This is a genomic window from Streptomyces sp. NPDC089799, from assembly GCF_040684755.1.
GTDB lineage: Bacteria > Actinomycetota > Actinomycetes > Streptomycetales > Streptomycetaceae > Streptomyces.
Genome location: NZ_JBFBGR010000006.1, coordinates 200,729 through 213,803, shown reverse-complemented (window position 1 = coordinate 213,803; position 13,075 = coordinate 200,729). Strand labels below are relative to the sequence as shown.

The window sequence follows — 13,075 nt, the reverse complement described above, 5'->3', positions numbered from 1 at the left end:
GGGGTGCGGGGCCCAGCCATGCACACCGCCCGGCGCATGCTGCATGCTGTGGCTCTACGGCCGCACAAACCGTCCCGCAACGCTGTCTCACGGCATGGAGCTGCGCATGACTACCACCTTCCCGGACGTCTCCATCAGCACGGACCGGTTGGTGCTGCGCCCGTTCGAGGAAGCCGACGCCGCCGCGTTCGCCGAGATGATGAACGACGAACTCGTCACCGCCTGGACCAGCACGCCACACCCCTGTACCCGCGCCGACGCCCGCCGGTGGGCCACCCGCGACGCCCACGCCGAACGCACCGAGGGCCGCGGCATCGTCTTCGCCGTCGCCGAGTTCCTCACCCAGAGACTCGTCGGCGCCGTCCACCTGCAGAACACCGACTGGCGGACCCTCACCACCGAAGTCGGCTACGTCACCGCCCCCTGGGCCCGCGGCGAGGGCTACGCCAGCGAATCCGTCCTCGCCGTCGCCCACTGGCTGTTCCGCGACCGGCACTTCGAACGCCTCGAACTGCGCACCGCCGCCGACAACACCGCGGCCCAGCAGGTGGCCCAGAAGATCGGCTGCATCAGTGAGGGCGTCCTGCGCAACGCCTGGATAGTGCGCACCCAGTCGGCCGACGGCCAGTGGACCGAGGTCCGCACCGACCTGATCGTCTGGAGCCTGCTCCCCGAGGACCTCGACGACCCGGACGAGCTCGACGGGTACCGCGGCCATCCGGCCGAAGCGGGCGGCTACGCCGTCTCCACGCACTGGAACTGACCCGGTCACCGGGTAGTCTCGTTCGGCTGCGACCGTGACCGTCACCGCGCCCCGGGTGACCGCACTCCCACCCCCACCAGGATCTGGAGACTGACGACGATGGCCGACCGGGTCACGGTGATCGGCTGGGACGGCTCGCCCCTCACCGCGGCCGCCCGGTCCGCGCTCTCCGCCGCCACCCTGGTGGCCGGCGCCGCCCACCACCTGGCCCTGCCCGAGGTCCCGCCCTCCGCCGAACGCATCCGGCTCGGCAGCCTCGGCCTCGCGGCCCGCCGCATCGCGGGTCACCGCGGCACCGCCGTCGTCCTCGCCGACGGCGACCCCGGCTTCTTCGGCATCGTACGGACCCTCCGCGCGCCCGAACACGGCCTCGAAGTCGAAGTCGTCCCCGCCGTCTCCTCCGTCGCCGCCGCCTTCGCCCGGGCCGGGATGCCCTGGGACGACGCCCAGGTCGTCGTCGCCCACCGGCGCACCCTGCGCCGCGCCGTCAACGTCTGCCGCGCCCACCCCAAGGTCGCCGTCCTCACCTCGCCCGGCGCCGGCCCCGCCGAACTCGCGCTGCTCCTCGACGGTGTCCACCGCACCTTCGTCATCTGCGAGGAGCTCGGCACCGACCGGGAACAGGTGACCGTACTCACCTCCGACCGGGCCGCCGACCACACCTGGCGCGACCCCAACGTGGTCATCGCCATCGGCGGCGGCGGGCAGGTCGGACAGGACGCCAACGAGGCCGGCTGGCTGCTCGGCCACCCCGCCCGCGACACCCCCCGGGGCTGGGCCCTCCCCGGCCCCGACACCACCGAGGGCGGCTCCGCCCAGCTGCGCGCCGCCCAGCTCGCCCGCCTCGGCCCCCGCACCGGCGACCTCCTCTGGGACATCGGCACCGGCTCCGGCGCCCTCGCCGTGGAAGCCGCGTCCTTCGGCGCCGCGGTCATCGCCATCGACTCCGACCCGCGCGCCTGCGAACGGGCAACTGCCGCCGCCCGCAAGCGCGGAGTCCAGCTCCAGACCGTGCACGGCACCGCCCCCCACGTCCTGGAGTCCCTGCCCGAACCCGACGTCGTACGCATCGGCGGCGGGGGAGTCCCCGTGGTCCGCGCCTGTGCCGACCGCCGCCCCGAACGGATCGTCACCCACGCCTCCACGCGCGACGAGGCGGAGGCCCTCGGCCGGGCCCTGGCCGAAGGCGGATACACGATCGAATGCTCACTCCTCCAGTCCGTCGGCCTCGACCCCCGCACCTGGGACGAACAGGACCGTTCCGTGGTGTTCCTGCTGGCAGCGGTCCGCCCCGCGCCCCGCTGACCGCGCCGCCCGGGGTAGGCTGGCCGATCGTCGTACCGGGAAGACGCCTGACGTGGCACGTGGCACGTGGCACGTGGCGCAGTCCACAGTGGACCGGGGCGGTAATGGCCGACACCGCGCCGAACGGGCGCGACAATGCTTAGTGGTTGTCGGCGGTGGGGTGCGCGAGCGTCCGCGCCGCGCGGCGACCGCGCTCGTTCGCCGTGGCCTGCCGGCCATGGCGCCCGGCCCTGCCGGCCGTGCGGGCGCCGGGCGACGGAGGAAGTACAAGCGATGGGCGAGGGGTACGCATGACCGACACCGGCCGGGTTCCGGGCGAGGGCCTTCCGGACAACGCGGACATGATGGATCAGCAGGGCATCCCCGCGCCGATTCCCCCTCAGGCGTCCGTCCCTCCGCAGTCTCCCCTTCCTCCGCAGGCACCTGCACCTCTGTCTCCACAGGCACCTCTCCCTCCCCAGGCACCTCTTCCTCCGCAGGTGCAGGCGCCGGTTCCCGGTGCGTACGCCTTCCAGGACCTCGCGGACAACCCCGAGGACGAGGACGAACTGCTGCTGATGCCCAGCGGCCAGGGCGTGGGCGGCTCGTGGAGCGACCCGCAGGTGGTGCCGCAGGCCCCCGCCTACCCGGCCGAGGGCTACGCCGAGGGATACCCGGTGGGCGCCTACCCGGAGGGGTACCCGGCCGAGGGCTATGCCGCTCCCGAGGGCTACCCCGTTCCCGAGGGTTACCCGGTGGAGGGCTACGCCGAAGCCCCCTATGTGGACGGGGCTCACGAAGCGGGCGGCCGGGACTCCGGTTCGCTCGACCTCGGCGGTGTCCACCTCCCCCAGTCGCCGATGGCCCCGCCCGCCCCCGCCGCTCCCATGGCCCCGCCCGCCCGGCGCCCGCTGCACATGGGCCCGCCGATGCCGGAGGCCTCCGGCGGCGTCGTACGCTCCCTGGCCGACCGCGGCCCGGCCCCCACGCCCGCGCCCGTCGCTCCCGCGGCGGCCGCCCCGGCTCCTCAGCCCGGAGCGGGCCCGGAGTACCTCGACGTACCCGTCCAGCCGGGGGTGCCGTGGTCGGCCGCGCCGGTGGAGTCGGGTGTGCCTTCGGAGGCTGCCGTGCCTTCCGAGTCCTCCGTGCCCGTGGTTGTCGCTCCCGAGTCGGTAGGGGAGCCGGTCGCGCCGGTCGTGGATGCGCCGGCGGAGGCTGCCGCGCCCGTGGAGTCCGACGTGCCCGTGGTGGCGTCGGCGCCGGATGCTGCAGAAACGGTGGTGCAGGAGCAGCAGGCGGAGGTGGAGCAGCCGGTGTCGGTGGATGCCGCCGTGCCGCCGGTTGCGCCGGTCGCACCCGTGGACGTCGTTCCGGGCGAGCCCGTTGCTGCCGAGGCCGTTCCTGTGGAGCCCGCTGTTGCTGCCGCGCCGGTCGAGGGCGTTGTCCCGGCCGAGGGTGTCGTCCCGGCCGAAAGCGGCGTTCCGGGTGAACTCCCGGTGACCGAGGCCGAGATGCCCGTTGCGCCCGTGGGGGAGCAGGCGCCGGAGTCGGCCGTCGCCCCGGCCGTCGCCCCGGGCGCGCCCGAGGAGGCCGTCCCGGCGGTCGCCGAGCCGGTTGCGGTCGCCGAGCCCGCCGTTGCTGCCGAGTCCGTTCCGGTCGTCGAGGCGGTCCCGGTCGTCGCCTCCGTCCCGGTCGTCGAGGCGGTCCCCGCCGAGGCCGGCGGTCTGTTGGCCGCCGCCGTGCCGGCCGCTCCCGTCGGACCGCAGGTCCCGGTCGCCGAGCAGGTCGTCGAGCAGGTCGCCGAGGCGTCCGCCGCGCCGCTCGCCGAGCAGGCGGCGGCACAGGCCGCCGAGAAGGCTGCCGAGAGCGCAGCCCAGAGCGCCGAGGCGACCGACGCCGTGCCGGTGGCCGAGCAGGTCGCCGAGGCCGCGGCCCCGGAGGTGCCCGAGGCGCACCCGCAGCCCGACCCGGCTGCCGCTGCCGTCCCGGCCGAGGGTGTCGTACCGGCCGAGGGCGTCGTACCGGACGGCGCCGCCGTCGAGGCCCCCGCCGTACCCTCCGCGCCCGAGGCCGTTCCGGCCGTCGGCATGCCTGCCGAAGCCGTGGCGGTCCCGGAGGCCCCCGAGGTCCCGGAGGCCCCTGAGCTCCCTGAGGCGCAGGAGCTCACCGAGGCTCCGGAGACGGCGCCGGAAGAGGCGGAGACGGAGCCGCAGGCCCCGGTCGGTGAGCCCGCGCCCGGTTACGCCGACGCCGAGCGCGAGGCCGTCCTCCGCGTCATGCGCGAGCGCCGCGACATCCGCAACGGCTTCCGCAAGGACCCCATCCCGCACGAGGTGCTGCTGCGCGTCCTCGAAGCCGCGCACACCGCCCCGAGCGTCGGCCACTCCCAGCCGTGGGACTTCGTGGTCATCCGGTCCGCCGAGACCCGGCGGACCATGCACGAACTGGCCGAGCGTCAGCGCGAGGCGTACGCCAAGTCCCTCCCCAAGGGCCGGGCCAAGCAGTTCAAGGAAATGAAGATCGAGGCCATCCTCGACACCCCCGTGAACATCGTGGTCACCGCCGACCCCACCCGGGGCGGCCGCCACACCCTCGGCCGGCACACCCAGCCGCAGATGGCCCCGTACTCCGCCGCCCTGGCCGTGGAGAACCTGTGGCTCGCCGCCCGCGCCGAGGGCCTCGGCGTCGGCTGGGTCTCCTTCTTCGACGAGCGCGAGATGGTCCGCGCCCTCGGCCTGCCCGAGCACCTGGAGGTCGTCGCCTACCTGTGCGTCGGGTACGTGGACGAGTTCCCGGACGAGCCCGAGCTGATGCAGGCCGGCTGGTCCAAGCGGCGCCCGCTGTCCTGGGTGGTCCACGAGGAGACGTACGGCCGCCGGGCCCTGCCGGGCGAGGAGCCGCACGACCTGCTCGCGGAGACCGTCGGCAGCATCCGCCCGCTCGACGCCAAGGCGCTCGGCGAGGCGTGGGAGCGGCAGAAGCGCATGACCAAGCCGGCCGGCGCGCTCGGCATGCTGGAGATCATCTCCGCGCAGCTGGCCGGTCTGTCGCGGGTCTGCCCGCCGCCCATCCCGGAGCCGGCGGCCGTCGCCATCTTCGCCGGTGACCACGGCGTCCATGCCCAGGGCGTCACCCCGTGGCCGCAGGAGGTCACCTCCCAGATGGTGGCCAACTTCCTGGGCGGCGGGGCGGTCTGCAACGCGTTCGCCAACCAGGTGGGCGCCGAGGTCTGCGTGATCGACGTGGGTGTCGCCGGGGACCTCCCGGCCACTCCCGGGCTGCTGCCGCGCAAGGTCCGGCCGGGCACCGCCGACCTCGCCACCGGCCCGGCGATGACGCACGAGGAGGCCGTCGCCGCGATCGAGGTGGGCATCGAGACCGCCCGCGACCTGGTCGCGGCCGGCAACAAGGCGCTGCTCACCGGCGAGATGGGCATCGCCAACACCACCGTCTCCGCGGCGCTCATCTCGGTGTTCACCGGGGTGGACCCGGCGGAGGTCACCGGTCGCGGCACCGGCATCAACGACGAGACCCACGCCCGCAAGGTCGACGTGGTGCGGCGCGCGCTGGAACTGCACCAGCCCGACCCGGCGGACCCGATCGGCGTCCTCACCGCGATCGGCGGCCTGGAGCACGCGGCGATCGTCGGCCTCATCCTGGGCGCGGCCTCGCTCCGTACGCCGGTGATCCTGGACGGCGTCAGCGCCGGTGCGGCGGCGCTGGTGGCCCGCGCCATCGCCCCGGAGTCCCTCTCGGCCTGCATCGCGGGCCACCGCAGCGCCGAGCCGGGCCACGTCGCGGCCCTGAACAAGCTCGGCCTGCGCCCGCTGGTCGACCTGGACCTCCGCCTCGGCGAAGGCACGGGCGCCCTCCTCGCCCTCCCGCTGGTCCAGAGCGCGGCCCGCGCGATGCACGAGGTGGCGACCTTCGACTCGGCGGGCGTCACGGAGAAGTAGCCGGGCGCGGGGCGCCACGCCGGGGAGCCGTACCACGGCCCCGGGCGTGGCGCCCTGCTGCATTTTTGAGGTCTGGTGGGTGGTTGGGGGCTACGGTTCCGCTCTTGCGGCCCGCTCCACCCCCAGAGCCCTGACGGGCTCGGACGGGGGTTGCCCGCCCGCCCCCCGGCACCGTGCGGACTGGGCGGACGACGCGGTGGGGCGGGTCGGGGCAGCGAGCGGACTCCACCGGAGGCCGACGTGTCGGCGGGCGGGGGCGGGGCAGCAACCGGACTCTTGTCGAGTGGGACCGGTCGGCGGGTGGGGGGTGTGGGTGTGCCGGGGCGTTGCCTGGGCGGCGTCACGGGGGTGCCCGGGGGCTGCCCGTCAGTCCCAGTGTCATTACGGGTCCGTCAGTCCTGTCAAGGGCGCTCCTTCGTCGCGTCGCCCGGAGGGCGATGGCCCTTTGGGCCACCCTTGACAGGCCTGACGGCCCCGGAACGACAAGGACTGTCGGGCGGCCCCCGGGGGAATGGCATGGGGGACCGAGGATCCATCGACTTTGGCGTTGGCGGGCACGGGCAGCGGCTGCCGCTCGGCCGGCCGCCCTCCGGGCGGGAAGCAGGATCGCGGTGAGGGGATGACTGCACGCCAGCGCGTCCAGGGCGCGTCAGATCGCTACGTGCTCCTGTTTCTCAGCGGATTGGGCCCGTCAGTGGCCGGACATAAGCCGCCATCGATCGCTACACGGTTCGGGCCGTCTCGGCGGCCGACGGGCTGGTGGGTCTGATGCATGCAGATGGCGGCAGACGCCCACGATCGCTACGCGGTTCGGGCCGGTCTCGGCGGCCGACAGGCCGATGGGGCTGGTGCATGGCAGATGGCAGATGGCAGATGGCAGACGGCGGCGCGGGCGACCGCTACTCGCTTTGGTTTGTCGGCGGATGCGGCCTGCCAGGGGTTGGGGAGATGACGCAGATGATCGCCGTTTGCTGCTGCCGGGACGGCGGCAGACAAGCCGACCCGGGCCGGGGCCTTCTGAGGCCCGGGGCAGAGACGCACGCGCAGTGGCCGCAAAACGCGGAAGCGCGCGCGGAAGCGACACGCCCGCACCGGCACGGCGCAGCCGCGCGGCCTCGGGAGCCCCCCGGTCCCCGAGGGCGCGCAGGCCGCGCCGTATGGTTGAGCTCGCAGGACAACACCGCACGTCAGTAGCACCCCCCAACGACATCAGCACCCCTCGGTACCACCCCCAGCACGACCCTCAGTACCCCCGCCGCTCCAGTGCCGCAGCGGCAGCCGAAGCACCACCGCCGCCCTCAGGAGCCGCACCGTCATGGCCGAACACCCCGCCTACCCCGTAGGGCTTCGTCTCGCCGGCCGCCGCGTCGTCGTCATCGGCGGCGGGCAGGTCGCGCAGCGCCGTCTTCCGGCCCTCGTTGCGGCCGGGGCCGACGTGCTGCTGATCTCGCCCTCGGCCACCCCCTCCGTCGATGCCATGGCCGAGACCGGTGAGATCCGCTGGGAGCGCCGCCGGTATCGGGAGGGTGACCTCGCCGACGCCTGGTACGTGCTCATCGCCACCCAGAACCGCGACGTCAACGACCTGGTCTCGGCCGAGGCCGAGCGCAACCGGGTCTGGGCCGTCCGTGCCGACGACGCCTCCGCCGCCACCGCCTGGACACCGGCGACCGGGCGCAGCGAGGGCGTCACGGTCGCCGTGCTGACGGGGAACGACCCGCGCCGCTCCGCCGCCGTGCGGGACGCCGTGGTGGAGGGGCTGCGGGACGGTTCCCTCAACGCCCCCGCCCAGCGCCGGTCGCACGCCCCCGGCGTGGCGCTCGTCGGCGGAGGCCCCGGCGACCCGGACCTGATCACCGTGCGCGGACGCCGGCTGCTCGCCCAGGCCGACGTGGTCATCGCCGACCGGCTCGGCCCCCGCGACCTGCTCGACGAACTCCCGCCGCACGTCGAGGTCATCGACGCGGCGAAGATCCCGTACGGCCGGTACATGGCCCAGGAGGCCATCAACAACGCGCTCATCGAGCACGCCAAGGCCGGCAAGGCCGTGGTCCGGCTCAAGGGCGGGGACCCGTACGTCTTCGGGCGGGGCATGGAGGAGCTCCAGGCGCTCGCCGAGGAGGGGATCCCCTGCACCGTGGTCCCCGGCATCTCCAGTTCCATCTCGGTGCCCGGCGCGGTCGGCATCCCGGTCACCCACCGGGGCGTCGCCCACGAGTTCACCGTGGTCAGCGGGCACGTGGGTCCGGACGACCCGCGGTCCCTGGTCGACTGGGAGTCGCTGGCCAAGCTCACCGGCACGCTGGTGGTCCTGATGGGCGTCGACAAGATCGGCCGGATCGCCGAGGCGCTGGTCCGCCACGGGCGCTCCGCCGACACCCCGGTCGCCGTCATCCAGGAGGGCACCACGGCCACCCAGCGCCGGGTGGACGCCACGCTGGCCACCGTCGGCGAGACCGTGGTGGCCGAGGAGGTCCGGCCGCCGGCCGTCATCGTGATCGGTGACGTGGTGAACGTGCACCGGGCCGGGGACACCGCGTCCGGAGCCGGCGCCGCCGGCTGACCGGAACGGCATCCGTCGACCGCACCACCGGCCACCGGGCCGTTGGCACCGCACCCAGGACAAGGCAGTATCACCCTGTGGCAGATCTCATCACCGTCGAGGACCCCGACGACCCGCGCCTGCGCGACTACACGGGCCTGACCGACGTCGAACTCCGGCGCAAGCGCGAGCCCGTCGAGGGCCTGTTCATCGCCGAGGGCGAGAAGGTCATCAGACGGGCGAAGAACGCCGGGTACGAGATGCGGTCCATGCTGCTCTCCTCGAAGTGGGTCGACGTCATGCGGGACGTCATCGACGAGCTCCCGGCACCCGTCTACGCCGTCACTCCGGAGCTGGCGGAACGCGTCACCGGCTACCACGTGCACCGGGGCGCCCTCGCCTCGATGCAGCGCAAGCCGCTGCCCACGGCGCAGGAACTGCTCACCGGTGCCCGCCGGGTGGTCGTCATGGAGGCCGTGAACGACCACACCAACATCGGGGCCATCTTCCGCAGCGCCGCCGCGCTCGGCATGGACGCGGTGCTGCTGTCGCCCGACTGCGCCGACCCGCTCTACCGGCGCTCCGTGAAGGTGTCGATGGGAGCGGTCTTCTCCGTTCCCTACGCCCGGCTGGAGACCTGGCCCAAGGGGCTGGACTCGGTCCGCGAGGCCGGGTTCAAGCTGCTCGCCCTGACCCCGCACGAGAAGGCCTCGCCGATCGACGAGGCGGCCCCGCAGGACCTGGAGCGGGTCGCGCTGATGCTCGGTGCCGAAGGGGACGGGCTGTCCAGGGAGGCCCTGGTCGCCGCCGACGAATGGGTACGCATTCCCATGGCGCACGGGGTGGACTCGCTGAACGTGGGCGCGGCGGCGGCCGTGGCCTTCTACGCGGTGGCCGGCCCCGGCCGTCCCACCGGCTGAACGGAGCCGGCGCGGCCACTCGCCGCGCCGGCCCCTCCGGCTCGGGCACCCCCGTCTCAGAACGTGAAGGCGCCGGACCGCACCTTGGCGAAATGGTTCATGACCCGGATCCCGGGCGCGGGGGCGGCACCGTCCGTGTAGGCCACGGCGGTGCCGAGGCCGTCGGCCAGGGTCCTCAGTTTCTGCAGCACCACCCGGTCGTCGACGAGCTCCTCGACCGGAAAGCTCCGGTAGGTCTGCTGCAGGACCTCGATGTGCTGGTCGAGGCGGCGCCCGGCGGCCTCGCGGTCGTTCTCGTACAGGTCGTCGAGCGCGCGGTACGTGACCTCGCTCGTCCGCAGCCCCACCGCGTGCACGATCACGGTCTCCTCGGCCAGCGTGGTCCCCTCGGACAGCGCGAGCTCCCGGCTCCGGCTCTGCCGCGCGAGCGTGTCGGCGTACTGGACGGTGGCCGTGCCGAGTCCGTCCGCCGGCTCCCACCCGTCCGGGACGCGGACTTCGAGCACCACCCAGTACGTCTCGCCGAAGGCCAGGTCCGGGGCGAAGATCCGGATCCCCTTGTCCCCGGTGATCAGATCCGGCAGCACCTGCGTGCCGTGCTGCTCCCGCGCGATCCGGGCGGCCTGCGCGGCCTCCCGGTACACCCGGATCCGCTCCCTGGGGTCGGAGACGAGGTCGTGCCCGTACAGGTGCCACACCTCGACCTCGGGATCGAGGTCGATCCTGAGCTGGATGTCGATGGCCGCCAGGTGGTCCCGTCGTTCCAGGTCCTCCAGCAGCCCGGCGCCGACGTCCTCGGGGCGGGTCACGAACACCGAGCTGCCGCCGGCCGTCCCGGCGAGCGCCGACAGCTCGGTCATCCGTGCGTCCGCGCCGAAACCGAAACAGGAGAGGGTCAGGTCACCGCGGAGCCTCGCCGCGAGGTTCCGGCGGATCACCGTCCAGTTCAGCTCGCCCGAGGTCGGGTCGCCGTCCGAGAAGAGGTAGAGCCGGTTCACGGTACGGGCGGTGCTCGCCCGGCGGCCGATCTCGGCGATCCCGTACTGGACTCCGCGGTTGATGTCCGTGCCGCCGCCGACCGCCATCCCCGACACGATCCGGGCGAACCGCTCCTCCGGCAGGTCGGCCTTGCGGGTGCCGGGGAGCAGCGTGGCCACCTCGGTGGCGAAGGTGACGATGCCCAGGCAGTCGGTGGGGCGCAGGTTCCGGTAGATCTGCTGGAGCGCGGCCTTCACGGTGTCGAGTTTCGCGCCCGCCATGGAGTAGCTGGTGTCCACGACGAAGACCAGGTTGACCGGCAGCGGCTCCTGGACCGGGGCCTCCCCGGGGGGAGCGGCAGCCGACTTCAGGGCGATCTCGACGAAGTGGGTGGTCGCCTCGCGGGCTTTCGAGTCACCGGGCACGGCCGCGATCCCGTGGCTGACGGCGACGGCCTCGTCCGCGGGCGGCCCGGGTACCTGGTCGGTGCGGGAGGCGACGAAGTCGTCGAAGCGGATCTGGTCCTGCCCGATGAGCACGCCGTTCTCGATCAACTCGGGGATCCCGAGCAGCGACCGCGTGCCGTAGGCGGTACTGCGGCGGATGAAGAGCCCGTCGTGGGGGAGCGGACGACCGGGGTCCCGGCCGGGGCCGGCGCCGACGGGCGGGACCCGGGCACTGCGCATGGCATTGCCGGGGGCGCCCCGGTAGCCCGAACCCACCATGCCGGTGTTGGCGGCGCCGCCTGAAATGTGCACGCCGTGGCTGTCCCCGCCGAGGGCTACGGAGCGATCCCCGGTGGCGGTCACGGGGCCGGTGGCACGAGGACGCGGTGCCGGGTCCGGGTCCACTGTGTCCTCGTGCAGGAAATCGGGCACGTCGACGTTGCCGATCCGCAGCCCTCCCCCGAGCCTGCGCTCGTACGCGCGCTCCTCCTCGGCCTCGCGCAGCTGTTCCAGCAGCCTGCTGCGCCGTTCGATGTCCAGACGTCGGTGGTGCTCGCGCTCCAGATGTTCGTGGTGGTCGCGCTGCGCCTCCATCGCCCGCTCTTCGATCTCCCGGATCCGCCGGGGCTCCTCGGCATCGGTCGGCCGCACCCGGTGTGTGGAGTGGATGACCGTCCCGCGCTCCAGCCAGCGCCACAACGGGCTCCGACGGTGCGGGCCGGAGCCCGCGCGGCTGCGCCCCAGCCAGCGCCGGAGCACGCTCCGGTCGGCGGGGACCCGCCCGTCCGGGCCGAGGCCGGGGCCGGCGGCGAAGGCCTCGCGGTGGATCACCACCGTGACCCCGGGATCGAGGGGGTCGGCGTCGAGTTCCCGGTCGACGAAGCGCTCGTACGTCGCCAGGTCGTGCACGACCTCGCACTCGTGGGCCAGGTGTGCGGCGTAGCGCCGGCAGGCCTCCTCGCGCCGGGCCTGCAGGTCCTGCCGTAGCGGGCCGAACGGGTCGAACGGGTCCGCAGGCAGCAGCACCGCCCGGCGCCCCGACCAGTCGTCGCGGACGGGCCGGTCCGCTCCGGTCCGCTCGTCGCAGAGCCGCAGCGTGGCACCCAGCGTGAGGAGGTCTTCGAGGAGGTCATGGTCCCTCCGCGCCAGCCTTTCCCCGGGCGTCCCGCCGCCGAGCGAGGGCCGGACGAGCACCGCGGCGCCGGGATACCGGTCGAGTAAGTCGTCCACCTCCTGCGGATCGCTGACCGCCTTCCTCGCAAGGCACAGCCCCCGGCTCCGGGCCCGCTGCCGGATCCCGTCCTCCGTGGCCGTGGAGTCCGCGGGGTCCCCCGGAACCGGCGGCGGCAGGTAGAGCAGGGTCCGGAACCCGTTCGTGCCGTCCCAGAAGTCATCCGTCATGCGCGTTTCCTCCGGTATCGGTGTGTCAGCGGGACGCGGCACGGCCGTGCCGGGCCGGCAGCGGGCAGCGTTCGTCCAGGTGGGTGTTGGTCCGTACGCCGACCTCGAACATGCCCTCCGCGCGCAGGCGCCCCAGCCACACGTCCAGCTCTCCGTCCAGGCCTTCGGACGCCTCGGAGAGCTGCACCGCCCGGCCGAGGTCGGCGGGATCCTGGGAGACGAGCAGGATCCTGATCTTCAGTGCGATCCCGTGCGGATTGCGCGGCTCGCGCCGCAGGGCCTCCTCCACGTACCCCGAGGCCACCGCGGTGTTCCCCCTGACCAGGGCGATCCTGGCCATCCAGTACCAGAACTCCTCCGACTCCCGGTCCGTCCCGGGTGCCTCCAGGGCGCGTTCGGCCTGCGCGGGCTCGCCGGCCGAGACCAGCCTGGCCACGCGCGGGAAGGTCCGCTCCTCCACGGGCCCCCGGAGCGCCGGGCTCATGAACCGCACCGCCACCACCAGGACCGCCAGCAGGAACAGCAGCACCGTCCCGACCATGACCATGAAGTTCAACGCCCCGGCGCCGTCCGCGAGCGTGGCGAAGATGCCCAGCACCGCGATGGCGAAGGTGAAGGTGATCACGGCCCCGAACAGGCCCGTGGCCTGCGCGGGCGTGAGCGTCCGGAACATCTTGGTGCGTATGAGGTTCCGGATGAAATCCCGGTAGATCATGAACAGGACGCCGAGGGCCACGCCCCCGAACCCGGCGATGGCGCCCAGGATCTGAAAGTCCAACATGCCA

Annotated in this window: 7 protein-coding genes; 5 read left to right on the top strand and 2 right to left on the bottom strand. The window is 73.8% G+C overall.

Annotation, left to right across the window (positions count from 1 at the left end; all coding sequences use genetic code 11):
• The first annotated feature begins 106 nt into the window (after positions 1-106).
• From AB0O36_RS08450 to AB0O36_RS08430, 5 genes are all read left to right on the top strand, one after another.
• Entirely contained in the window at positions 107-763 is a 657-nt protein-coding gene (locus AB0O36_RS08450; protein ID WP_365105918.1) for a GNAT family N-acetyltransferase, read from the top strand.
• 99 nt (positions 764-862) lie between these two features.
• Entirely contained in the window at positions 863-2,068 is a 1,206-nt protein-coding gene (cbiE, locus tag AB0O36_RS08445) for a precorrin-6y C5,15-methyltransferase (decarboxylating) subunit CbiE (RefSeq protein WP_365105915.1), read from the top strand.
• 290 nt (positions 2,069-2,358) lie between these two features.
• Positions 2,359-6,003 carry a nicotinate-nucleotide--dimethylbenzimidazole phosphoribosyltransferase gene (gene cobT / locus AB0O36_RS08440; RefSeq protein WP_365105913.1) on the top strand — a complete coding sequence of 1,215 codons (3,645 nt, stop codon included), beginning with the start codon at positions 2,359-2,361 and terminating at the stop codon, positions 6,001-6,003.
• 1,315 nt (positions 6,004-7,318) lie between these two features.
• Positions 7,319-8,566 (top strand): uroporphyrinogen-III C-methyltransferase, encoded by a 1,248-nt coding sequence (cobA, locus tag AB0O36_RS08435; RefSeq protein ID WP_365105911.1) that lies wholly within the window; start codon positions 7,319-7,321, stop codon positions 8,564-8,566.
• 77 nt (positions 8,567-8,643) lie between these two features.
• The gene (locus AB0O36_RS08430; RefSeq protein ID WP_365105908.1) at positions 8,644-9,465 is read left to right on the top strand and encodes an RNA methyltransferase; all 822 of its coding nucleotides are present in this window, start codon (positions 8,644-8,646) and stop codon (positions 9,463-9,465) included.
• 56 nt (positions 9,466-9,521) lie between these two features.
• Here the strand turns inward: AB0O36_RS08430 and AB0O36_RS08425 are convergent, their stop codons facing one another.
• Positions 9,522-12,290, bottom strand: coding sequence for a VWA domain-containing protein (locus AB0O36_RS08425; protein WP_365105905.1), 2,769 nt, complete (start codon positions 12,288-12,290; stop codon positions 9,522-9,524).
• A 25-nt stretch (positions 12,291-12,315) separates the two neighbouring features.
• Positions 12,316-13,071, bottom strand: coding sequence for a hypothetical protein (locus AB0O36_RS08420; RefSeq protein WP_365105903.1), 756 nt, complete (start codon positions 13,069-13,071; stop codon positions 12,316-12,318).
• Positions 13,072-13,075: the final 4 nt, after the last annotated feature.

Bases quoted from the DNA above. Each gene is read 5' to 3' on its own strand.
- cobA (WP_365105911.1), top strand. From the start codon at position 7,319: ATGGCCGAACACCCCGCCTACCCCGTAGGGCTTCGTCTCGCCGGCCGC.
- AB0O36_RS08450 (WP_365105918.1), top strand. From the start codon at position 107: ATGACTACCACCTTCCCGGACGTCTCCATCAGCACGGACCGGTTGGTG.
- AB0O36_RS08420 (WP_365105903.1), bottom strand. From the start codon at position 13,071: ATGTTGGACTTTCAGATCCTGGGCGCCATCGCCGGGTTCGGGGGCGTG.
- cobT (WP_365105913.1), top strand. From the start codon at position 2,359: ATGACCGACACCGGCCGGGTTCCGGGCGAGGGCCTTCCGGACAACGCG.
- cbiE (WP_365105915.1), top strand. From the start codon at position 863: ATGGCCGACCGGGTCACGGTGATCGGCTGGGACGGCTCGCCCCTCACC.
- AB0O36_RS08425 (WP_365105905.1), bottom strand. From the start codon at position 12,290: ATGACGGATGACTTCTGGGACGGCACGAACGGGTTCCGGACCCTGCTC.